The organism is Arthrobacter sp. NPDC080031 (genome assembly GCF_040702485.1).
GTDB lineage: Bacteria > Actinomycetota > Actinomycetes > Actinomycetales > Micrococcaceae > Arthrobacter.
In genome coordinates, this window is sequence record NZ_JBFBLA010000001.1 from 12,263 (window position 1) to 34,447 (window position 22,185).

The 22,185-nt window shown below is 60.4% G+C and carries 19 protein-coding genes and 2 pseudogenes; 2 read left to right on the top strand and 19 right to left on the bottom strand.

Features of this window, described 5'->3' with window-relative positions; genetic code table 11:
- Nucleotides 1-49: 49 nt before the first annotated feature.
- From panB to AB0323_RS00155, 19 genes and pseudogenes are all read right to left on the bottom strand, one after another.
- A pseudogene (gene panB / locus AB0323_RS00065) lies at nt 50-835 on the bottom strand (3-methyl-2-oxobutanoate hydroxymethyltransferase); the annotation flags it as partial.
- A 162-nt stretch (nt 836-997) separates the two neighbouring features.
- Nucleotides 998-1,972: an electron transfer flavoprotein subunit alpha/FixB family protein gene (locus AB0323_RS00070; RefSeq protein WP_366175583.1), complete on the bottom strand. Its 975-nt coding sequence runs from the start codon at nt 1,970-1,972 to the stop codon at nt 998-1,000.
- Nucleotides 1,973-2,031: 59 nt separating this feature from the next.
- A complete protein-coding gene (locus AB0323_RS00075; protein ID WP_366175584.1) occupies nt 2,032-2,811 on the bottom strand; it encodes an electron transfer flavoprotein subunit beta/FixA family protein in 780 nt (259 codons plus the stop codon).
- Between the two features lie 176 nt (nt 2,812-2,987).
- Nucleotides 2,988-3,974, bottom strand: coding sequence for an NADPH:quinone oxidoreductase family protein (locus tag AB0323_RS00080; protein WP_366175585.1), 987 nt, complete (start codon nt 3,972-3,974; stop codon nt 2,988-2,990).
- A gap of 12 nt (nt 3,975-3,986) precedes the next feature.
- Nucleotides 3,987-5,132: a CaiB/BaiF CoA-transferase family protein gene (locus AB0323_RS00085; RefSeq protein ID WP_366175586.1), complete on the bottom strand. Its 1,146-nt coding sequence runs from the start codon at nt 5,130-5,132 to the stop codon at nt 3,987-3,989.
- A 4-nt stretch (nt 5,133-5,136) separates the two neighbouring features.
- Nucleotides 5,137-6,801, bottom strand: a complete 1,665-nt coding sequence (locus AB0323_RS00090) for an AMP-binding protein (RefSeq protein WP_366175587.1) — start codon at nt 6,799-6,801, stop codon at nt 5,137-5,139.
- A 17-nt stretch (nt 6,802-6,818) separates the two neighbouring features.
- Nucleotides 6,819-7,844 (bottom strand): acyl-CoA dehydrogenase family protein, encoded by a 1,026-nt coding sequence (locus tag AB0323_RS00095; RefSeq protein ID WP_366175588.1) that lies wholly within the window; start codon nt 7,842-7,844, stop codon nt 6,819-6,821.
- Entirely contained in the window at nt 7,841-8,620 is a 780-nt protein-coding gene (locus AB0323_RS00100) for an enoyl-CoA hydratase-related protein (RefSeq protein WP_366175589.1), read from the bottom strand. Before AB0323_RS00100 ends, AB0323_RS00095 begins: the two co-directional genes overlap by 4 nt.
- On the bottom strand, nt 8,617-9,480 hold the full coding sequence (locus AB0323_RS00105) for a 3-hydroxyacyl-CoA dehydrogenase family protein (RefSeq protein ID WP_366175590.1): 864 nt from the start codon (nt 9,478-9,480) through the stop codon (nt 8,617-8,619). The genes AB0323_RS00100 and AB0323_RS00105 overlap by 4 nt, the downstream gene beginning before the upstream one ends.
- A 17-nt stretch (nt 9,481-9,497) precedes the next feature.
- Nucleotides 9,498-10,376, bottom strand: a complete 879-nt coding sequence (locus tag AB0323_RS00110; RefSeq protein ID WP_366175591.1) for a 3-hydroxyacyl-CoA dehydrogenase family protein — start codon at nt 10,374-10,376, stop codon at nt 9,498-9,500.
- Between the two features lie 20 nt (nt 10,377-10,396).
- On the bottom strand, nt 10,397-11,149 hold the full coding sequence (locus AB0323_RS00115; protein WP_366175592.1) for a glucose 1-dehydrogenase: 753 nt from the start codon (nt 11,147-11,149) through the stop codon (nt 10,397-10,399).
- Complete coding sequence (locus AB0323_RS00120; protein ID WP_366175593.1) at nt 11,146-12,369, bottom strand: acyl-CoA dehydrogenase family protein; 1,224 nt, start codon at nt 12,367-12,369, stop codon at nt 11,146-11,148. The genes AB0323_RS00115 and AB0323_RS00120 overlap by 4 nt, the downstream gene beginning before the upstream one ends.
- Nucleotides 12,366-13,172 (bottom strand): enoyl-CoA hydratase/isomerase family protein, encoded by an 807-nt coding sequence (locus tag AB0323_RS00125; protein ID WP_366175594.1) that lies wholly within the window; start codon nt 13,170-13,172, stop codon nt 12,366-12,368. Before AB0323_RS00125 ends, AB0323_RS00120 begins: the two co-directional genes overlap by 4 nt.
- Nucleotides 13,172-14,407 (bottom strand): CoA transferase, encoded by a 1,236-nt coding sequence (locus AB0323_RS00130; protein ID WP_366175595.1) that lies wholly within the window; start codon nt 14,405-14,407, stop codon nt 13,172-13,174. Before AB0323_RS00130 ends, AB0323_RS00125 begins: the two co-directional genes overlap by 1 nt.
- A gap of 66 nt (nt 14,408-14,473) precedes the next feature.
- On the bottom strand, nt 14,474-15,793 hold the full coding sequence (locus tag AB0323_RS00135) for an MFS transporter (RefSeq protein ID WP_366175596.1): 1,320 nt from the start codon (nt 15,791-15,793) through the stop codon (nt 14,474-14,476).
- Nucleotides 15,794-16,652: 859 nt separating this feature from the next.
- Complete coding sequence (locus tag AB0323_RS00140; RefSeq protein WP_366175597.1) at nt 16,653-17,711, bottom strand: SDR family oxidoreductase; 1,059 nt, start codon at nt 17,709-17,711, stop codon at nt 16,653-16,655.
- Between the two features lie 21 nt (nt 17,712-17,732).
- Nucleotides 17,733-18,430 (bottom strand): annotated as a pseudogene (locus AB0323_RS00145) (SDR family oxidoreductase).
- A gap of 1 nt (nt 18,431) precedes the next feature.
- A complete protein-coding gene (locus AB0323_RS00150) occupies nt 18,432-18,869 on the bottom strand; it encodes a type II 3-dehydroquinate dehydratase (protein WP_366175598.1) in 438 nt (145 codons plus the stop codon).
- Nucleotides 18,866-19,426 (bottom strand): hypothetical protein, encoded by a 561-nt coding sequence (locus tag AB0323_RS00155; RefSeq protein ID WP_366175599.1) that lies wholly within the window; start codon nt 19,424-19,426, stop codon nt 18,866-18,868. Before AB0323_RS00155 ends, AB0323_RS00150 begins: the two co-directional genes overlap by 4 nt.
- 512 nt (nt 19,427-19,938) lie before the next feature.
- On the opposite strand from AB0323_RS00155, the gene AB0323_RS00160 reads away from it, so the two are divergent.
- Together AB0323_RS00160 and AB0323_RS00165 are read left to right on the top strand one after the other, a co-directional pair.
- Nucleotides 19,939-21,252: an MFS transporter gene (locus tag AB0323_RS00160; protein ID WP_366175600.1), complete on the top strand. Its 1,314-nt coding sequence runs from the start codon at nt 19,939-19,941 to the stop codon at nt 21,250-21,252.
- Nucleotides 21,253-21,332: 80 nt separating this feature from the next.
- On the top strand, nt 21,333-22,109 hold the full coding sequence (locus AB0323_RS00165) for an SDR family oxidoreductase (RefSeq protein ID WP_366175601.1): 777 nt from the start codon (nt 21,333-21,335) through the stop codon (nt 22,107-22,109).
- The last annotated feature ends 76 nt before the right edge of the window (nt 22,110-22,185 follow it).

Below are 22,185 nucleotides of genomic sequence, written 5' to 3' on the forward strand. Positions count from 1 at the left end.
ACCGACGGACGTTGAATCTGCCAAGGCCGGCAAGCTCCAGCCGTCCCTTTCAGAAGCTGTGCTCGGCTCCGGGAAAGTGCCCCGAACGTACGTCCTGGGCATAGGCCTTTGCGGCATCGGCGAGTATGGTCCGGATATCCGCGTATTGCTTCACGAACTTGGCCATTTTGCCGCCCCGGAGTCCAGCCATGTCCTGCCACACAGGAACCTGCCCGGTGGGTGCGGCACCTGCGCCAATACCAACCGTTGGAACGGCTAGCGCAGCATCAACCGCTGCACCAGCCTCGGCGGGTACCATCTCCATTAGCACGCAAAAAGCGCCGGCCTCAGTCAAAGCAACGGCGTCCGTAATTAACTGCTCGGCGCCGTCCCCCCCCTGTACCCGGTAACCGCCGAGGGCGTGCTCACTCTGAGGGGTGAAGGCTATGTGCGCCATTACGGGGATGCCAGCCTGAACCATGGCACGCACAGTTTCCGCATAGAAGCTGCTCCCCTCCATTTTCACGGCGTGGGCCAGTCCCTCTTTGAGGAACCGGACACCCGTGGAAACCGCTTGTTGGGCAGATGCTTCATAGCTGCCAAACAGCAGGTCAGCGACCACGAGTGCGTGCTTCGCAGCGCGCGCGACAGACCGGCACAGCGGCAGCAACTCCTCCACTGTTACCGGGATACTGGTGTCATTTCCGAAGACGTTATTGGACGCCGAGTCCCCGACAAGGGGGACCTCTATGCCGGCCTAGTCAAAAATTTCCGCTGTGTACTGGTCGTACGCGGTGAGCATGGCGAAATGGTCACCGTTGTCTTTGGCCTGCTGCAGGTGATGAATTCGTATCCTGGTCCGGGCCTTCATAGCCGCCCCCTGCGCAGCCGCTCTGACGTCTGAAGTTCCGGGTTTCTGCTGGACATTTTCCGTAGGTCCTCTCGATGTAGCCGCAGGGCGGAAACGGATGGGTAGAACGGCCGCAGGACTCACACGCCGTGGGGGCGTGCCGCAGTCTTACCCTCGGCGGGATTTAATTTCCTCAACAAGCTGAGGAACAACGCTGAACACGTCTCCCACAATGCCAAAATCTGCCACTTCGAAGATGGGAGCGTCTTCGTCTTTGTTGATCGCAACGATCGTTTTGGCGGTTTGCATACCTGCGCGATGTTGTATAGCCCCGGAGATTCCCAGTGCGATGTACAGCTGCGGAGAAACGGACTCCCCTGTTTGGCCCACCTGATACGACTGCGGCACGTATCCCGCGTCCACCGCCGCCCGGGATGCGCCTACTGCGGCTCCGAGGCTGTCGGCGAGCTGTTCGACCAACAGGAAATCCTCCTTCGACCCGATCCCGCGTCCTCCTGCCACCACGGCCTTGGCGCCGCGAAGGGCCGGACGTCCAGCAGGCTTCGCAGTCTCCTCGATGTCGTCAATGGTGGCACCCGGGGCCACTGCCGTTGACACCGGCGCCACGGTGACCTCGGGCTCGGCGACCGGCTCTGCGCGCTTCTCGATGGAACCAGGGCGGACCGTGAGGATCATCAGGCCGCCCTCCACCGTGGATTCAGTGTTGTAGTCGCCGCCAAACACTGAATGTTGGGCAATCACCTCATCCGCATCGAACCGGAGTCCGACGGCATTGGCTGCTACCGCTCCCCGGGCGACAACCGCCAGCCGGCCGGCCACGGCTTTTGAGTCGCTCGTGTGCGGAAGGAGCACCGCCACAGGCGAGAATGCTTTGGCCGCGTCGGCCAATGCGGCGACAGCAGCGGAACCAAGTTCTGTGCCACTGTTCTCCGCGAGGGCGACGTACACCCGTTCCGCGCCAAGGCGGCCGAGCCCGGCGGCGAGGTTTGCGGAGTCAGCGGAAGCTCCCAGCACGACGGCGACCGGGGTGCCGATTGTGGCGGCAGCGCCGATCTGTTCGGCGGCCGTTGGCTTCGGTGTTCCATCGGCAGTGGTTTCAATAAATGCCAGGACGTTTCCCATGTTCTGGATTCCCTTCAAGTCAAGTCCGCGTTGGTTGGTTAAAGGACCGGAATGAATGCTTACAGAAGGCGGTTCTGGACGAGGAAGTCGGCGAGTTCGGCTGCAGCTGTGCCATCGTCGGTGATCTTCGGTCCGGCCTTTTTCGGAGGACGTTCGGTCGCGGAGACCATCACGCACCGTACGGTGGCAGATTCGGGGCCCGCCTCGATTCCCAGATCCTGCAGTGACCACGTGTCGAGGGGCTTCTTCTTTGCCTGCATAATGCTCTTGAAGTTTGGAAGGCGGGCTTCAGCAGACTTCTCAGTCACGGAGGCCACTGCCGGCAACGGTGCGCTCAGCTTGAGTGATCCTCCATCGACTTGAACACTTCCGGTCACAGAGGAGCCGGTTATAGAAATGCTCTCCAGCGAAGGCAGGAGCGGATGCCCCAGGATCTCCGCGAGCATGGCCGGCACCACGCCGCCGGCACCATCGGTAGCTTCGTTGCCGGCCAGTACGAGATCGGCGCCAATCTTACTTACGGCTGCGGCCAGGACTGTCGTTGTCTGGACCATGTCCGAACCTGCCAGCGCCGGATCGGCAACCAGGACGGCGGAATCGGCTCCCAAGGAAAGCATCTTTCGGAGGGTCTTCGTCGTATCCTCAGTTCCCATCGACAGCACAACGATTTCCGTTCCCGGCTCGGCGTCTTTATATTGCAGGGCATTTTCCAACGAACGCTCGTTTATCTCGTCCGGCACCGCGTCTGAAGCCGCTCGGTCGAGCATCCCGGTCTCCAGATTCAGTCTGCGAGTTGACCAGGTGTCCGGAACTTGTTTGATGAGAACGATTATTTTCAAGGTTCCTCTCCTTATTCATTACGGCCGCAGTGCAGCTGGTGTTGATAAATGCGGGCAGGGCGGAATCCTTCCACACCACCCCGCCCGCTGCGTTAGGTGCTGCCGCTGCCGGCTTCTGAATCGTCATGAGCCGTCGCGGTCCTGCCCCTCAGCGTCTACGGGATTTCTGTGACGCTTCAGTTACTGTGCCCGGTGACGATGACGATCTTGCCGCGGACTTTTCCCTGGGCGACGTGTTCCAAGGCTGCCGCAGCTTCATCGAGCGGGTAGGTCCGATGAATCTGCGGGTCGAGTTGGCCGGATGCGACCATTTCGAGCATCGTCTGTGTGGCTGCCCGCATCTCGTTCGGTGTGCGGTCCCGGTAATCGCTTGCCTGCAAGCCGATGAGCGAAATGTTTTTTACCAGCAAATGTCCGGGCTTGATGGCCGGCTGTCCTCCTGAGGCGAAGCCAACGATCACGACCCTGCCCTCCCATGCCGTAGCACGGATGACCTGCGTGAGGATGTCCCCTCCAAGCATCTCCAAAGTGATATCGACGCCGCGGCCGCCGGTCAGGCTCATCAGATCGTCGCGCAGGGTATCGGCTCCTGATGTCAGAACGTGGTCTGCGCCCTGGGTTTTGGCGAGTTCTGCCCGATCTTGGTCCCTGGCCAAAGCGATCACTGTGGCACCGAGCGCTTTGGCCAACTGCACGCCGGCGGATCCCACGCCCCCTCCTGCGCCGGTCACCAGGACAGTGTCGCCCGCTTTGATACCGGCACGCCGGACAAGCCCGAACCAGGCAGTGTGATAAACCAGGCCGAAGGCAGCCGCCTCGGTGAAGCCCACGCTGCCAGGCAGGGGAATGACGAGATCTTCGGCAACTTTCAGTTTCTCTGCATATCCGCCGAATTCCACGAGGGCAAGGACTCTGTCACCCGTCTTGATTCGGGTGACCCTCTCCCCCACTGCAAGGACGGTTCCGGAGGCCTCTTTTCCGGGCGAGAACGGCCGGTCCGGAAGAATCTGATAACTGCCGTCCACGACCAAAAGGTCCGGAAAGTTAACACTGGCAGCCGCGACATCGATCACGACTTCCCCCGGTCCCGGCACGGGATCTTCAACCTCTTCGACCACCAGCGAAGATGGCGGACCGAATTCCTTAACTAGTGCTGCTTTCACGGCTGTTCCTGTTCATCGAAGTGCATACTCAGCCCACACGCTGCCTGTGGGAAGCGGGGTCAGTCTCGGGTAACGAGCGGTGCTCGGTACGGGGCGCAAAACGGGGTCAAGCGGGCTTGGTAGGGCCCCCATCACATCCTCACCATCGGTGACCATCTCGGATGAAGCTGCGGACATGAAGCCGGCTTCGACGGCCTCCTCGAAGGTGTTCACGACCACGGTGCAAACCTCTTCTCCCTCCAGCACCTCGCGCCAGTGGGCAGCGCTGCGAGAGGCGAAGATCTCTTGCATTGCATCCATGACCTGCTGTTCGCGTCCTTCATCGTCCAGCAGCTCAGGCGGGAGGCCGATGATCACGTGGAGGCGTTCCCAGAATTTCTGTTCAAGTGCCGCGACGGCGACGTGGCGTCCATCGGCTGTGGGGTAAATGTTGTATCTGGGACTCCCCCCGGTCAGCAACTCGTGCCCAGGTTCCGGCCACCCGCCCCCGGCCCGTTGGGTGGCGATATACCCATATGAGAGGATCTGCAGGTTGTGCATCATGGAGATTTGGAGGTGTGCGCCCTCGCCGGTTCGGTCTTTGCGCCGCAAAGCCAGCAGGATGTTCACTACCGCCGGATAGGTCCCGCCAGCAATGTCGGCAAGGACAGTAGGCGGCAAGGCCGGCGCAGCCGGAGCTTTCGTGGCGACACCGAGAAGACCGGACTCGGCCAGGTAATTGAGGTCATGACCTGCCTTGTGGGCGTAAGGCCCCTCCGGTCCATATCCCGTGATGGAGCAGTAGATGATCCCGGGGTTGACCGCGCTGGCCGCAGCATAGCCCAGTCCGAGGCGGTCGGCTACTCCGGGCCGGAACTGCTCCACGACCACATCGGCGTCTTTAATCAGGTCCAGCACGCGGTCGCGCGCTTCGGGGTCCTTGAAATCCACGGCATACGCGGCCTTGCCCCTGTTCAGCAAAGCGTAGTTCGCGCTGGCCTCACCAAGCTTCGGGGAGTAGCTCCGCATTTCATCCCCCCTGCCAGGCCGTTCGAGCTTGACGACATCTGCTCCCGCGTCGGCCAACATGAGAGTAGCCAACGGACCGGGCAGAAGTGTAGAGAGATCCAGGACCTTAACCCCAGACAAGGGCAGGAAAGGTTCATCGTGCGGCGTCATCCGGCTACCCTCGCCCGTCCGCCACCAGGTGGCGTAATTCGTTCTTTTTGATTTTCCCGCTCGGCGTCATCGGCATGTCGTTGAGATGGAAAATCACCTCCGGCAAGTAATGCCGGGACAGGCCCTGGCCGAGCAGATACGCGGAAAGCGAATCGACGGTAAGGACAGATCCTTCCCGGAGGACGACGACGACACCGATTCGTTCCCCCAGACGCGGGTCCGGTATGCCCACCACGGCGGCCTGGATCACGTCCGGGTGGTCGAAAATCAGGGACTCAACTTCGGTGACAGGGATGTTTTCGCCTCCACGGATGATGATGTCCTTGGTACGTCCTCGGAGTGAGATCCACCGGTGCTCATCCATGCTGGCCGTGTCACCGGTGATGAACCACAGACCCTCCTGGAAAGCTTCCTCGGTGGCATCGGGACGGTCGAAGTAGCCAAACATTACACCGGGACCGCGGACGATCAGATTCCCCACCTCACCTGGAGCGACGTCATGACCCTCGTCGTCAACTACCCTTGCCTCGCTGCCAGCAAAAATGGAGCCATCTGTGCGCAGTATTCCGTCCGATTCATCGGGGGTACAGGACATCAGGATGCTGCATTCGGTCATCCCCCAGGCCGGGGCCACGTAGGCGCCGAGGGCCTTTCCTGCCTGCTCGGGCAGATTGCGCGGCACCGGCGATCCAGCGATGACCAGACATTCCAGCGGGCAGCCGGGATCGTAGGCCAGGCTGGTGCGCATCATGTCCTGCAGGAACGTGGGGGCCCCGAAGAAGCAGGTGACACCTTCGCGTTGGATCACATCGACACCGCTCTGAGCAGTCCAGCGGTCCATGTATACCCCTGTCCCGGCAAGCAGAGTCGTGAACATGATGCCCCAGACGAATCCTGTGTGGTGGCCGATTGGCGAGGCAACCAGATGGATCATCGGGTCGCCGAAAACCCTCGACCCGATGTGGTTTGCCTGATGTCGGATTGAGTACAGGAGCGTCTCGTGTGAGTGCATGGCCCCTTTCGGTTCACCGGTCGTACCTGAGGTGAAACCCAGGTAGCAGAGGCTTGCCGGATCAGGTTCCGGCAATTCCGTGGTCGGGATGCTGTCGAAGGAGGACCACAGGTGTTCGCCGTGCAGCAGGTCGCTTCCATCGTCGTCCACTACGATGACGTGTTCCAGGGAGGGCAGTTCCTCCCGCAGCTCCCGTGAGAGTTGCAGGTGCTCATTGCGGCGGTGACTGCGGGGGATGATCAGGACCTTGGCCTTGCTCCTGCGCAGGATCGGCAGTGCCTGATGCCGTCCGTACGCCACAGGAATTCCGGCGTAGACTGCCCCGATCTCGTTGATGCCGAATACTAAGGCGGTATATTCCACCCAGTTCGGAAGCATGACGACCACGGCATCACCAGGTCCTACCCCAAGGGAGTCCAGTGCTGCGGCCACGTGATGCGCTGCAGCGTCCAGCTCGAGATAGCTGATTCGGCGGGTTTCTGCATCCTCGCGGTATCCGACCAGGGCCGTCCGGGACGGGTGCTTTTGCGCGGCTTCGGTCAGCAGCGACCTGAGCGTGCGGTTCTCCCACAGCCCTTCTGCCCGCCACTGTTCAGCTTGCTCGCCGGTGAGCGGGGTGAGCTGATCCCCGAATCGTTCAGAAATGAAAGTACTCATTGATTGTCCTTCACTGTTTAGGCGGGAAGCTTGCCAACAAGGGCACGTGACGCCAGCAACATCGAACCTGCCGGATCCGCCGCAGCACGCAAGGACACTGCATCCCGAACGAAACGCTCCGCGGGGTATTCGGTGAGGTAGCCGTATCCGCCGTGGGACTGAAGTGCCCGGCCAGCCACGTCAATGGCAGTGTCACAGGCCTTCGCCAGTGTTGCTGCCGTTTGTACCGGGTCATATGGATCAGCGCCGAATGTGGCGGTGAGTGCCGTTGTGGCGCCGGCGGCCTGCTCCTGGAGTGATTGCCGGACGACGGGGATTCCGGTGAGAGGACCTCCGAACTGGTCGCGACTGGAGGCATACTCCACTGCGGCGTCGGCGGCTGCACCGGCGATCCCGGCAGCTACGGCGGCTGCTCCGAGCCGGAGCAGCCCGCGGATTTCCTGGGAGTCGACTTCTATGATGTCGGCGGACTTGGCATCTACAGACAGAGAGACGGTCCTGGCCCCTCCAAGGCCTGTGCGTTCCACCGGGGCTCCTTCCAAGGTCTCCGGCCTGAGCACATGGGCGGTTCCGGCTGGGCCGAGCACCACCACAGCAGGTAGCCCTGAGGCTGTATCAACACGGCCGATCGAGCCCTTCAGTCCTCCGCCTTCTGTCGTGAGCCGGACGTGTGCGCTGGCCTCATCGACGACGGCTACGCCGAGGGAGCCAGCATTGATTTCATCGGCGAGATCGCTGAACCGGGCATCACCACCGATGGCGGCCAGCGCTGCCTGTGCCTGAACGGATGCCCAGCCCAGTGCCGGCCACAGGCGTCCAAGCCGTTCCAGCACCAGCAGCACCGTTTCGCGAGGTGCGCCTGAACCACCGTGTTCTTCGTCCACGCCGAGCGTCCAGAGGCCCAACTCGACCAATTTGCCTTTGGCCTGGTCGACGGTTTCAGTGTTCTCATCCACGAGTGGTTGCTCTCCGGAAAGAAGGTCATTCATCAGCGAGAAGATATCCCGCTGTTCTTCATCGAGTGCGGGGCCGCGCCAGGTCATTTCCAGAACCTCTCCGTTTTGGGCTGTCGGCGTTCACCGAAAGCCTGTGAGACTTCGTGCGCTTCCTCAGTCTGCAAGTACAGGGTGAGTTGCTGGTCATGGGCCATCCGGGCCTGTCCTGAAACACCATTGTGGCGGGCGGAGAATGCGGCTTTCATCCCTCCCACTGCCAGGGGGCTGCGGGTAGTGATTTCCTGGGCGATCTCCACAGCGCGGGTCACTGCCTGGTCCTCGGGTACGACTTCATTGGCCAAACCCATGGAGAGGGCTTCGTCCGCTGAATACTTCTTGTTCAAGTACCACATTTCCTTGGCCCGCTTCCGGCCAATGGTGTCCTCGAGGTACCAGCTGCCGTATCCGGCGTCGAAGCTGCCGACCATCGGCCCTACCTGGCGGAAGACCGCGTTCTGGGAAGCCACGGTCAGGTCACACACGGTGTGCAGGACATTCCCGCCGCCGACGGCAAAACCATTGACTGCGGCGATAACGGGCTTGGGGATGGTGTCGATCGCCTGATAAACGTCGATGATCGGCAGAACCTGGGACTGGTCCAGGGACGTCATCGGGTCGTGTTCGCCTCCGATACAGAAAAACCTGTCGCCGGCACCGGTCAGCACGGCAGCCCTTAGGAGCGGATCGAGTCGCAATGTCTGCAGCGCATCGAACAGTTCCAGACATGTCTGGTGACGGAACTTGTTGCCGGATTCGGGGCGGTTGATAGTAATTACCAGGACCGCGTCATCCTGCTCGACGATCAGGTCTTCATAGGTTTTCATGCGGTCTTCCTCCCGTCCGTCCTGAAGCCTTTTCCGTTTTTGTTGCCCAAATGCCCCGCGGCGACCATCTGGCGCAGCAGTGGCGGCGGGGCAAACTTCGGGTCGAGGGTCGCCTGGTAGGCGCTCATGGTGGCGTGATTGTGGACGTCCAGTCCGATCAAATCAAGCAATTCGAGCGGGCCCAGCTTATGACCGAGACCCAGCCGGATGGCGATGTCAATGTCCTCTGCGGTCGCAAGATCCTCGTCGTAGGCCTGGATGACATCATTCAGGTACGGCATGAGCAGCGAGTTGACCAGGAAACCGGGACGGTCCTTGACGACCACCGGTTCCTTGCCAAGAGACTCCACGAAAGCGACCAGGGTGTCGATGGTCTTGTCATCCGTCTCGAGGGCCTTCACGACTTCGATGATTTTCATCAAGGGTGCCGGGTTGAAGAAGTGGAGTCCCGCGAACCGTCCCCGGTTGTCGACCGAGGTGGCGAGATCGGTGACGGAAAGAGCCGAAGTGTTGGTCAGGATCGGCACGTCGGCACTGACGATCGATGAGACTTTTGCGAAGAGCGATTTTTTGGCGTCGGGGTTCTCTGTCACCGCTTCGATGACGAGCTGGGCGTCCGCCAACTCTTCCACCTTCAGGACCCCATGTACCCGGCTCCTGATGGTGTTGCTGTCTTCTTCGGTGAGTTTGCCTCGCGCAACTCCGGTGGCCAGAAATTCCGACAGGAAACGCATACCCGCGTCAATGCGCTCCTGTGCCGTTTCGAGTACCAGGACGTCGCGTCCTGACTGAGCAATGAGTTGGGCAATACCGGCGCCCATGGTGCCGAAGCCCAGCAGTCCAATCTTTTGCATGTCCATTACTTCCTCATCCTCCGTCAGGATCCAAACAGCCGTGTGTTGTCGTATTCGTAGAAGCCCCTGCCCGTTTTCCTGCCCAGATCACCGGCGGCGACCATTCGGTCCACCATGGGCGGCGGGAAGAAGCGGGGGTCCCGGAGCTGTTCGTACAGCCTCGTGGCTACCTGCTGGTGGATGTCGAGGCCAACGATGTCCAGAAGCTGGAATGGACCCATGGGGTGGCCGAGCGCGCCCTTGACGGCGGCATCAATGGATTCCTTGGTTCCCAGTCCGGCTTCCAAAGCGGCGATGCAGGAATTTTCCCAGGGGATCAAAAACCGGTTGACGATGAAACCGGGGCGATCCTTGGTGACCACCGTGGTTTTACCCAGGGTCCCCAGAAACTCAAGTGTCGCCGCGTGTGCCCACTGCTCGGTGTGGCGTCCATCGGCCAGCTCGACCAGTTTCATCAGGGGTGCGGGATTGCAGTAATGCGTGCCGACCACGCGGCCAGGGATCTTTGAGCCGGACGCGATGCCTGTGACTGAGAGGGTGGACGTATTGGTGTGAAAGAGGGTCTGGGCGGAAACGATGTCGTCGAGCCGGCCGAAGGTTTCCTTTTTCAGATTCAGGTCTTCAAAGATTGCCTCGACGACGACGTCGGAGGCGGCCAGATCGGCGAGATCTGTCGTACCGTTGAGTGATTTTTTCGCTGTGTCAGCCTGCTCGACGGTCAACTTGCCTTTCGCCACGCTGACGTCGAAGAAGCCCCGGACGGTGTCGAGACCCCGTTGGAGGTTTTCGTCGTTGACATCGAACAGCAAGGTGTTGTGCCCTGCCCTCGCCATTACCGTGGCGATGCCCGAACCCATAGTTCCGGCGCCGAGTACGGCTACGTTTTTCTTGTCGTTGCTCATGGGAAGTCCTTTCGTGCGTGTTAGCGGACGGTCTGGCCACCGTCGATGACGATGGTCTCTCCGGTCATGTAGTCGGACGCTCCGCTGGCCAGCAGGAGGACCCAGGGCTGAATTTCTTCCGGGGTTCCCATCCGGCGGGCCGGGATGGCGCGCACGACCTTCTCGGTCAGGTCCGCGTCTTCGCGCATTTCCCTGTTGAGTTCAGTTGCGAAGTATCCGGGGGCGATCGCGTTGACTTGGATGCCTGCTTTGGCCCATTCGATTGCCATGGACCTTGTCAGGGCGATTACTCCGGCTTTGGATGCCGAGTACGCGGCGTGGTTGGCCACCCCCTGCAGTGCGAAATTGGAGGCGATGTTGATGACCTTGCCGGAGCCTTGGTCGACCAGGTGGCGTCCAGCCGCCTTGGTGACGAGGAAGACACCCCGCAGGTTGGTGGCAACGACTTGGTCCCACTCGTGGGCTGATTGTTCTAGCAGCGGGGTGCTGGCAACTATGCCGGAGTTGTTGACGACGATGTCGATTCGGCCGAACTCGTCCATGGTTTCACTGACCATTTTGTTGACCGACGCTTCGTCTGTGATGTCGGTGGTGCAGGCGAGTGCCTTACCGCCTGCGGCCCGCACTTCCTCGACGAAGGAGTCCAGTTCATGCCGGGTGCGTGAGGCCACGGTCACCGCGGCGCCGGCCATCGCCAGGGCCCAGGCTATCGAGCGGCCCAAACCTCGGCCGGCGCCGGTGACGATGGCGGCCTTCCCTGTCAGGTCGGTCATGACATCGCCTCCATTGCTCGATTCGTTTCACGGCCGATGAGTAGTCGCTGAACCTCGTTGGTTCCGTCGTATATCTGTGTGACCTTCGAATCCCTGAGGCAACGTTCCACCCCGAGTTCCTTAAAATCACCGAACGCACCGAGAATCCGTGTGCATTCCACTGACACCTCCCAGCCGAGGTCAGTGCATGACTGCTTCATGATGCCGATCTGGCCTGGAGCGATTTTGGGGTCCTCGTCCACTTGTCGTGCCACGGCCAACAGCAGCAGGCGTCCCTGCAGGATTCTGCCCCGCAGCGTCGCGAGGGCGAAGGTCAGCTCATCGGGAATTCGGGTGCCGTAGCGGTGCTTCAGGGCGTGCAAAGTGCGGGCATAGGCTGCTCGCGCCAAGCCGACTCCCTGGGCTGCGGCGCTGATACGGGATTTGACGACCGAGCTCATGACCACTGACCACCCGCCACCAGGTTCTCCGAGCAAGTGGTCATCGGGTACGAAGACGGAATCGAAAAAGACTTCAGCCGTGCTGGAGGCATGCATGCCCATCTTGTGAAACGGTTGTCCGCGGGTAACCCCTTGGGCGTTGCCATCCACCACGAAAGCGGTGATTCCCTGCCTGCCTTTTGTTCGGTCCACACTCGCGAAGCAGATGATGGTGTCGCACCGGTCGCCGGTGGTGATGAAGGTTTTCGACCCGCTGATGCGGTAACCGCCCTCAACTTTGGTGGCTGTGGTTCGCAGGCTGGCGACATCGCTCCCGGCATCGGGTTCAGTGATCGCCAGCGAACCCCAATTGCTGCCGTTGAGAAGGGGCGGGATGTGCTTTTCGGCCAGTTCTTTGCTGCCAGCCAACAGAATCGGGTAGGCGGCATGCATCTGCGTCATAAATATGAGGCTGGTGGCGGCACAGCCTGCCGTAATTTCCTCCATGGCCGCCGCGTAGGCAACGTTCGAGTCGCCGGTCCCACCCAGGTCCTTCGGAAATACCAGTCCCATGAGGTTGGCTTCGGCCAGGGCCTGGACGCTTCCTGCTGCAAACTCGTGGATAGCGTCAGCCTTGGCCGAAGCCGGCGCCACTTTATGGGCGACTATTTCGCGTGCGTGGCCACGTACCTCAAGCTCACGCCGTGAAAGCATCGCGTCGGCGGCGGGTTCGTCCAAGATTCTGTGCATGGCTTGGTAAGCCTCGGGATCGGCTTCCAGCGGGATGAATTGCTCGCTCATTTTTCTCCGTCTATCTTCGGTTCGGCGGCCTGGAGGAAGTCCGGTGACCTCTTCTCGAAGAAGGCCCGGATCCCTTCTGTCGATTCACTGCCGCCGGCAGCGGTGGCTGCCAGTCTGGTCTCCAAGCGAAGGCCGGTTCCCAATGGGGTATCCCTACTGGCGTTGAGGCACTCGAGGATAAACTGAACGGCGCGCGGACCTTGTGCGGCAATCCTTTCGGCGCACGCCATGGCCTCCGTCAGAAGGCTCTCCGGGTCCACTGGCTCCACCGGAGTAAGACCAAGTTCGTAGGCTCGATTGGCACTCAGCCTCGCCCCCGTCAGCATGAGGTGGGCAGCTGTCGCTGCCCCGATCGCCCGCGGAAGCCGCTGGGTGCCTCCATAGCCCGGAATCAGGCCAAGTGAAGCTTCGGGCAGGCCCAGTGAGGCGCGCGTTGACAGGACAGGAAACGTCGAGGCGAGGACCAGTTCGAATCCCCCGCCGAGTGCCAGGCCGTTAACCGCCGTGATCACAGGAATTCCCGATGTCTCGATGGCCCTGAAGGCTTCTTGTCCCACGTTCAGATTCCGGTGCGCGTCATCAGCACTGATGTCGTCCAGTTCTTTGAGATCCGCTCCGGCGCAGAATGCCTTATGGCCGGTGCCGGTGATCACCACTGCCTGGATACCGGGGTCAGCAGCAGCGCTTTTGACTCCATCCCCGATTCCCTGAATCACAGAGGCGTTAAGAGCGTTGTGTGCCTGTTCCCGGTTGATGGTCAGCAGGAGCACCGGGCCGTGCTGTTCATAAAGCACTTCACGCATCAGGCTAGTACCTCCGCGGAGGTTGCGTAAGTCTCCACTGCCCCGTCCTTTGTTAGCTGTTGGATTGTTTCTAAGTCATATCCCAGGCTCTCCAGTATTTCTTCTGTGTCGGCGCCCAGTTCCGGAAACCTTTCGTTCCGTGGTATCGGCTGGGACGCTAGGCGGAACGGGCTGTGCACTGAGTGGAGTCCGTCCACCCCGGGCACCGGCATCAGCGACTCGCGTGCCAGAACTTGCTGATCGGATACGACTTCAGACAGACCCTGAATGAGGGATGCCGGCACTCCGTGTTCACCGAACACCGCCAGCCAATCCGCCGCGGGGCGTTCCTGCAGTCTTTCCGCGACGCGGGCGGTGATGTCCGTTCGCTTTGCTTGACGCCCGGCGTTGTCCGCGAGGGAGGGTTCGGCGGACAGATCTTCAAGGCCAGCGATCGCGCAAAAGCGGTGCCACATCGCGTCATTGCCGATGGCCACCACGATCTCCCGGTCAGCCGTCGGGAAGCTCTGGTACACGGCCAGGACGGAATCGGTGCCTCCGCTCGGGGCGGGCTCCGGTTCACCGGCAAGGTGGGCAGCGATTCGGGGCGCCATGATTGCCAGGTCAGTGTCAAGGAGAGACACGTCAATGACTTCGCCCTGATTGGTGCGTGCCTGCCGGACGGCCGCCGCTGAGATGGCCAGCGCTGCGCACATGCCGGTAACGACATCGGAGAGCGCTGTGGAAACTCGCTGCGGCGCCCCCCCCTTGGCACCGGTGACCGACATGATTCCTGAGCGGGCCTGGGCCACAAGGTCGTATCCGGGCAGCTGGTGGTCCGGGCCGTCAAGCCCAAACCCCGACAGAGCGCAATAGATCAGACGAGGGTACTTGGCAGTCAGAGTCTGGTGATCGACCCCCAGCTTAGCCAGTTTTCCGGGATTAAGGTTCTGCATGAACACATCAGCTTTCCCAATGAGATCATGCAGAACCCGGATCCCTTCCGGGTGGCGGACGTTCACCACCACAGATTTCTTGTTTCTGTTGGCCGAGGCGAACCAGGCGGAAGCACCTTGGACAAATGGCGGCCCCCAGCTCCGGGCATCGTCGCCGAAGCCGGGACGTTCAACTTTCACAACTGTGGCACCCAGGTCCGCAAGGTACATGGAGGCGCTGGGGCCGGCATAAGAGGTTGTCATGTCCACAACCGTGAGCCCGTTCAGTGGGCCCGGAGAACTTGTGGTGGCATCGTTCACGGGATCGTCCTTGTCTATTTCGTCAGCAGCGAGGTGTGCGTTGTGTTGAACGTCAACTGGCTGGCGTTACCGCGGCACTCGCTGCTCTTCGGGATGCTCGTCCCAATGAATGTCGTCGTCCCGGGATTCTCGGCTGGCCAGTACTGCGAAGAAGGTCAACGCTGCGGCGATGATGATGTAAACGGACAGCGTCCAGGAACCGGGGATGACAGATCCCACCCAGGCCGCGACAAACGGCACCGGGGCGCTGAACATCAGGCCACCCAAGGTGTAGGCAATTCCTGATCCGCTGTAGCGCAGGCGGGTGGGAAATACTTCAGGCAGCCAGGCAGCTTGCGGGCCGTAGGTAAGTGAGTGGCAGAGCGGCAGGGCCATCAGCATGGCAAGAATCACGGCGAGGGTGTTCCCTGTGCCAATCAACCAGAAGAAGGGAAAAGCCATCAGCGCAGTCAACGCAGAACCGGCAAGCATGACGGTCCTGCGGCCGTAACGGTCGCAGAGCGTTGCAAACATCGGAATGGTGAAGATCTGCACCGCGGACGCAACGAAGACAGCCAGGAGCATGGTGTTCCGTGATACGCCGGCCGACGAGCCGTACGACAGGGCGAAAACAGTCGCCATGTAGAACGGCACATTCGCCGCGGCCATACCCAGAGCGCCAATGAGCAGGCCCTTCGGAGCGCGGCGGAAAACAACGCCGGCAGGGAATTTCTCTACGCGCTTTTCTTTCTTCAGTGAGGCGAACGCTGGGCTCTCTTCGATTTTGAGCCGGATGTACAGTCCTACAATCACCAGGACGGCGCTGAGCAGGAACGGGATGCGCCATCCCCAGGAGGTAACCGCTGCTTCGGGCAATTGTTGCACTCCCCAGAAGCTGCCGGTTGCGAGCACGAGGCCGAATGGAACGCCTACCTGGGCGAAACTGCCGTAAAAGGCTCGACGGTTTCTCGGCGCGTGTTCGACGGCCATCAGCACCGCACCTCCCCATTCACCGCCCAGGGCAAGTCCCTGAACGAGGCGGCACAGCACCAATAGGACGGGAGCCAGCAGGCCGACCTGGTCGTAGGTTGGCAGGAGGCCGACAGCGACTGTGGCCAGTCCCATCATGAGAAGACTGGTAATCAGCATCCGTTTGCGGCTGACCCGATCACCAAAGTGCCCAAAAACCAGAGCTCCAATGGGCCGGGCTACGAACGCGACGCCGAAGGTCGCGAAAGAGGCCAGGGTGCCGGCCAGCGGGTCAAGGCTCGGGAAAAAGAGCTTGCCGAGAACCAGCGCTGATGCGGTCCCAAAGATGAAGAAGTCGAAGAATTCGACTGTTGTTCCGATAAGGCTGGCGGCGGCAACGCGCCGGATGGCCGTTTTGTTGCGGGGGATTGTCGTCATTGACACAGAAAGCCTCTCGATGAGGGAAAGCTAACCGGAGGCCGGTGCCTGCCGGGGTGTGTATCCACAATAGCCATTGTCGGACATTCAATGCAAGGTCTATTATTGAACAGTTAGTCCGATGTGCAGTTACCTGCTTCTCGATGCACCCTGGCATCTGAGGAGTGACGCCTCGGAGTATCCCCGGCGGTGCGATGCGTTGCCGAATTGCCCGTCTAATCCTCGAGAGGAATCACCATGTTGTGGCTGTTCAGACACCTTGCAGTTTTGCTCGACCCCAATATCCGCGACTTTGCCGAGTGGGAGGCCGAGCTCGCCACCGCAGACATCCGCCTAACCTCATCTGCATGGGTGGGCTGGCATGAGGAGTAGCGCTAACGCCGGGTCGAGCCATTTGCTTCGAAACGGTCGGCCAAAGAAGGCTCAGTGTCAACCCGCCAATGGCTCTCCTTCGACCATGGCTGACTGAGGCCACCTGATGAGCTGACGACCTGAAATCGTGCCGTCATACAAGTAGAGCCTGACAGCCCCTCCCGGGACTGTCAGGCTCTACCATTTGGGGAGCTCAGCGCGCTAGGTTAGCGTCATTGGACAGCTTGGCCATACATCGATGAGCAGCGTCCACGGCCATATATCAATAAGGCGCGATCACTATCAGCGGCCTCGCTGCCGGACCCAGAAACACCTGCCACGGCCTTTTGGGGGCTCGATGGCGCGGAGATCCACACTGAATGTCGTCGGGAGCGATTGTGGTTCAGATCCTGGAGATCGCAGCTATCGCCCCATCGGAAGTTCCGCGGAGCTGGCGAATGCCATCCGGTGAACGTCGTCGGAGGCTATTGGGAACAGTATTCCGGTTTCAGGGAATGATCCGGTTCGCACGTAACTCGTCGAAATGCCGGAGGAACATTTCAGCGCTGTCGTCAACGCCAGTGAAACCGGCTCGGCGCGCTTTGGTCGTGGATGACATGACGTCGTACTGCGGGGTAAAGACAAAGTTCCCGTAAGACCAGTCGACGAGCTGTTCGTACGGGATCTTCATCAAGCCGCGCTCAGCTGACAGCTTTTCCCATAGCGGGGCTTTGTCAGCCATCATCTGGACCAAGTCGATTTGTTGGGCCTGAGCGGTCTCCATTCCGAAATAGTCAGCGATGATCGGCCACATGTCCTGCCAGCGGAAGGCGTCTCCGTTGGTAATGTTGTAGGCCTCGTTGGCGGCGCTGGGATCAGTAGCCATCCACGTGCATGCGTTCGCGAGGAGCTTGCCGTCCGTGACGTTGTACAGCGCCCGCGAGTTCTCAACGGATCCGGGATGCCTGAGCGGCAAGCCCAGTGCTTTGGACACGGTCGCATAGACGGCCAGCACCATCACCAGGTTCATCGGGTTGCCAATGGATAAGCCGCAAATCCCGTGGGGCCTTGCGGCAGACCAAGTCCAGGATGCTCCCTGCTGGCGCTCAACGATGTAGTCCTGCTGGTCGTAGTAGAAGTTTGGCGGCATATGGCGGGGATCTGTTTCCTGCGCGGGGGTCTTAAATTCCCCCAAGTGGTTGCCGTACCACTTGGTGCCATGCATCAGGTTGACATGCTGGAGGTTTTTTGCGACTGGCTCGATACCATCCATGAGGTTGCGCAGCATCGCCATGTTCGGCTCGACCATCTCAGCCCACGTCGGCTTCTGGATGTAGGCAGAGAAAAATACATGGTTAACATTTTCGCAGGAGTTCAGTGCATTCCTGGTGGCCTCTGCATCGAGCAGGTTTATTGCCAAGTGCCGGTAGTCCCCTTCGACCTCCGGGGTCCGGCGCGATACTGCAATGACATCCCACTCGGGGTCGGCGACCAGTTGCTTAAGCAGGCTCCGGCCGACAACGCCGGTAGCGCCAACCACAAGAGCTGTTTTCTTTGAATCGGTCATAGTGTCCTCAGTTTTCCGGAATCAGCGGATCGCTCGGCCGCCGTCGACGCTCAAGGAGACGCCGGTAATGTACTGGGCCTCCGGACTGCACAGGAATGCCGCGGCAACAGCTTGGTCCTCCGGAGTGGAGATGCGCTTGAGCGGGTGGAGGGCTTCACGGTCAATGCCGGCCTTATTGCGGAGCATGTTCTGCACCATCGGCGTATCAACAGTGCCTGGACAGATTGCGTTGACCGTGATGCCGCGGTGGGCGAGTTCGAGTGCGAGGGTGCGGGTCAGAGAAAGGACGCCGCCCTTGCTCGCGGCGTACGCAGAGTGCCAGAGACTGCCACGGAGGCCGTCGATCGAGGAGAAGTTGAGAATGGTCGCGCGATCGCCTTTTTCAAGCAGCGGAAGCATGGCCCGGCTGGATAAGAACGAGGCCGTGAGGTTGACGTTGATCACGTCATTCCAGAGTTCAAGGGTAGAGTCGGCAAGCGGCGCTTCCTCAGGATCCCTGCGTTGTTGACCAGGACATCCAGATGTCCGACCTCAGCTTCGATTTGCCGGGAAATGCGATCCCAGTCGTCCTCCGATGTGACGTCGCCGATGATCATGCCGGGTGACTCATCGCCGGTCCGGTCCATTCGGTAGACCGTCCACCCGAGTCCCTCGAACCGGTCGGCGATGGCGGCGCCGATGCCGCGCGCGGCTCCCGTGACGAGCGCAGTTCTGGTCATGTCAATTTTCCTTCTTTTTGATCAGGTGCACTGCTGCTGACAGTGCAAGACGGTAGGACTCAACGCCGAGCCCAGTTATCATTCCGGCGCATTCGGTGGCAGTGACTGAGTGCATGCCCCGAGCATCGATGTTTGTCATGTGGACCTCGATGTACGGGACGGGGATGGCTTTGAGGCAGTCCCGCAGCGCATATCCGGCATACAGGAAGCCGGCGGGGTTCATGACCAGCGCGTCCACCCCGTCGCGCACTCCCTGGTAGATCAGGCTGATGGCTTCACCCTCGATGTTCAGGTAGTGGATGTCCAGGTCAACGCCTAGACTTTCGGCTTCCTGTTGCAGGATCGCGTCGAGTTCGCTCGCGGTGGTGGTGCCATAGAGTTCAGGCTGCCGGTATCCAAGGTATTCCATGTTTGCGCCCTGGATCAGCAAGACCCTCATGCCGCGGCCTCGGCGTGAAGGACGCACATCAGTGCATAGACACCCACGTTGGCTTCCGGCCACTCTTGTCCGATAATTCGAGCGGTTTCGAGCGCTGATTCGGTTTCAAGGAACTCGACGAGCAGGCAGCGAGAAATCCGCTCATCAGGTCCTCGTAGTTCTTCTTCGGCCGACGGCGGATCCCCAGTGACGGCGAACCATGATTCGCGATGCACGATGCTTTGCCTAAGAGCAGCGCCGAGCGGTTGCAGTTCGGGGCTGGGAACGGCGGCGCCGTCCCGGGTCTCCACTGTGATCGCGACTGCCCCGCGTATCGATCCCACTACGTCACGGCGTTCACATACAGTTCGGGAAGCATGGGCGAAGCCATCAGACATGATCTCGCGTGTAAGCGTTGTCGGCTCGTTCAGCCGTTCACGGTAGGGCTGCGAGCTTAGAACGGAGGGACTGTCGACTTCGTAGGCGGTGAAGAACTGCCGCCCGGCATTGATGGCACGGTATCGGCGACCTACTGAGAATCCCGGAATCGAGAGCCGCTCAGGCAGGTGTTCCGTCACGTACCACCGTTCGTATGCAGCCTCGCGGCCGGGGAGGCAATCATTCCAGATGGCGAGTACGCCCCTGGCAGGTGTATCCGCTGCCGCTATGCCTAGCACTTGGTGAACTCGGAATCCGTGACGAGTGCAGGTGCAGATCCGGGCTCCTGGCCCAGTCGTGGGTGCATGTTGTCTCCTTCAGGAACTTTTGCTGATTCGCCCTCGCGGAAAGCAGGTGAAACCTTCGAGGCTGGTGGCCGGCGGTGGCCATCATCCCTCTACATTAGACAGGCACAAGAATGTCCTACATTTAGGTTGAAAGTCAACGGTCACTAAGAACTGGCGCTAAGGGGATGGCGGCTGTTACACGCTAAATGGCCCCAAAAAGCTGGGTAATAAACAGCAATACTAAAGTTGGACCTTGTGCAGTGAGTCTATTAAGGATACGTTCCGTGATGCCGGACACAGTGGTCCGGCTATATAACTCCGGCTCTTGTCGCCCGGGTGCTGACCGATGAAGATTGGAACCCACAATGACCCTGAACGGTACGCTCGCCCAGCCAGCGATCGACACTAAGCTTGAGGAGAAAATCTTTCGTAAGCTCGCGGTTCGGTTATTCCCCTTATTGATTCTAGGGATTCTGATCGCATACATGGATCGCGCCAACTTGGGTGTCGTCAATGCACCAATGTCGGCTGAACTGGGCCTCACTGCGAGTGCCTTTGGTCTCGCCGCCGGCGTCTTTTACCTTGGGTATCTCTTTTTGGAAGTGCCAAGCAACATCGCGATGAACCGCTTCGGTGCCCGCGCTTGGCTAGCCCGCATCATGTTCAGCTGGGGAGCGGTGACTGCGGCAATGATGTTCATCCACGACCCCATGTCGCTCAACATCACACGCTTCCTGTTGGGGGCTGCCGAAGCCGGCTTCTATCCCGGCATCGTCCTGTACATGACATTCTGGTTTCCGTCGCGCTTGTTTCCGCGCGCACTCTCCATATTTCAGTTGGGTGTCCCGATTGCGCTGGCCATTACAACGGTCATCTCCGCCGGACTCCTCCTCCTCCTGGACGGAACACTGGGCCTGTCCGGATGGCGATGGGTCTTTTTGACCCAGGGCCTTGCAACACTCGTTCTCGGCGTCGCATTCCTCGCATTTCTTCCCGCAGGCCCCCAGAATGCCAAATGGCTGACGCCGGATGAACGCGAATACATCCTCGCCCACGCTGGCGACCGTGCAGGTCACGCGCATGAACCGGGCGCCGTGAAGCGGGTCGTCAAGTCCGGCCTGGCTTGGGCCTTCGCGCTCCAGTACTTTTTCCTCACGCTATCGTTTTGGACCATTACGTATTGGATGCCGACGGTGATCAAAGACCGCTTTGGTGTTGGCACCGTTGACGCTGGTCTTCTGTCTGCTCTCCCCTGGGCTGTTTGTGCGGTGGCCATGTACCTGATCGGCAAGTCCTCCGCCCGCACTGGAGACCGCCGATGGCACCTGATCATTAGCCTTCTGGTCGGTGGCGTCGGCCTCCTCGCAAGCACGTTCTTCGACTCGCCGGTGATGGTGCTGCTTTTCCTGTGCATCGCAGCCGCCGGATCTCAGGCCGGTTTGCCCCTTTTCTTCGCGCAGGCAACGTCCGTTTTCCTGGGCACCGTTGCGGCAGTAGCTATTGCATTCATCAACTCTCTGGGAAACGTCAGTGGTTTCGTCGGACCATACGTCATTGGGGTGCTTGTTGACCTTACCGGCAACACGCGGATCGGGCTTGTGGCCATGAGTGCGGCCTTCCTGGTGTCAGCAGTACTGACATACGTGCTCACCCGCCCCTCGATAAGGCAGCTCAGATAGTGGAGCGTAAATGCCCGGGCCCCCCTGGCGTGGGTCGACCGGAAACAGGGGAGCCTGCTTTTCTAATGAAGGAGAAACCGTTGGACCAGCTCTACAAGGACGACGTACGTCCCACCTCTATTACTCAGCCTTTTGCTGAACTGAATGGCACGACCGCTGTCGTCACGGGAGCGTCGGGAGGTATTGGAGCAAAGATCAGCGAATACCTCGCACAGCTCGGAGTGACCGTGGTGGCTGTTGACTTGAACGACGCGCCCGCCCTGCACGATGACAACACTCTGTACGTCCAAGCGGACGTCTCATCCCCTGAGCAGACTGCCCAGGTCGTTAAGATGGTTGAGTCCACAGGTAAACGGCTAAGTCTTTGGGTGAACAACGCAGGCCTGATCTGTCGTGAGCTTGCCGTTGACACGTCCATCGAGGAATTCGAGCGCGTAATGTCCGTCAACGTACATGGCACGTTTTTGGGCAGCCGCGCTGCCTACGACCTGATGAAACCTTACGGAACTGGCGCCGTCGTGAACATTGCATCCATAAACGGCTTGCGCGTCCTGCGTGGGCGCACCGCCTACGGGACGAGCAAGACTGCGATCTCGTCCCTGACCAGTTATCTCGCCTCGGAATGGGCCGAGGCTGGTGTGCGCGTCAACGCCGTGGCGCCTGGGCACATCATGACTCCCATGTCAGTGTGGCATCGCTTGGATGAGCCGGCGCGCGCCGACCTGCTGGCCAGCATTCCACAAAGGCGGATCGGTCAGCCATCGGACATCGCGAGCATGGTTGCAGTACTGGCAAGCCCTCTCAGTGCCTACCTCACCGGTCAAACAATTTACGTTGATGGCGGCGTGACGCTCTAGCCAGAATCTCGGGAGCCGCTTTGGGGTGGCCGTACCATCCGGACGGCCACCCCCGGTTCCGAATGCCGAAGCAACA

Coding starts and splice junctions, on each gene's coding strand:
- AB0323_RS00070 (WP_366175583.1), bottom strand. CDS start 1,972: ATGGGAAACGTCCTGGCATTTATTGAAACCACTGCCGATGGAACACCG.
- AB0323_RS00085 (WP_366175586.1), bottom strand. CDS start 5,132: ATGACGCCGCACGATGAACCTTTCCTGCCCTTGTCTGGGGTTAAGGTC.
- AB0323_RS00090 (WP_366175587.1), bottom strand. CDS start 6,801: ATGAGTACTTTCATTTCTGAACGATTCGGGGATCAGCTCACCCCGCTC.
- AB0323_RS00095 (WP_366175588.1), bottom strand. CDS start 7,844: ATGACCTGGCGCGGCCCCGCACTCGATGAAGAACAGCGGGATATCTTC.
- AB0323_RS00100 (WP_366175589.1), bottom strand. CDS start 8,620: ATGAAAACCTATGAAGACCTGATCGTCGAGCAGGATGACGCGGTCCTG.
- AB0323_RS00105 (WP_366175590.1), bottom strand. CDS start 9,480: ATGGACATGCAAAAGATTGGACTGCTGGGCTTCGGCACCATGGGCGCC.
- AB0323_RS00110 (WP_366175591.1), bottom strand. CDS start 10,376: ATGAGCAACGACAAGAAAAACGTAGCCGTACTCGGCGCCGGAACTATG.
- AB0323_RS00115 (WP_366175592.1), bottom strand. CDS start 11,149: ATGACCGACCTGACAGGGAAGGCCGCCATCGTCACCGGCGCCGGCCGA.
- AB0323_RS00120 (WP_366175593.1), bottom strand. CDS start 12,369: ATGAGCGAGCAATTCATCCCGCTGGAAGCCGATCCCGAGGCTTACCAA.
- AB0323_RS00125 (WP_366175594.1), bottom strand. CDS start 13,172: ATGCGTGAAGTGCTTTATGAACAGCACGGCCCGGTGCTCCTGCTGACC.
- AB0323_RS00135 (WP_366175596.1), bottom strand. CDS start 15,793: ATGACGACAATCCCCCGCAACAAAACGGCCATCCGGCGCGTTGCCGCC.
- AB0323_RS00140 (WP_366175597.1), bottom strand. CDS start 17,711: ATGACCGATTCAAAGAAAACAGCTCTTGTGGTTGGCGCTACCGGCGTT.
- AB0323_RS00150 (WP_366175598.1), bottom strand. CDS start 18,869: ATGAGGGTCTTGCTGATCCAGGGCGCAAACATGGAATACCTTGGATAC.
- AB0323_RS00160 (WP_366175600.1), top strand. CDS start 19,939: ATGACCCTGAACGGTACGCTCGCCCAGCCAGCGATCGACACTAAGCTT.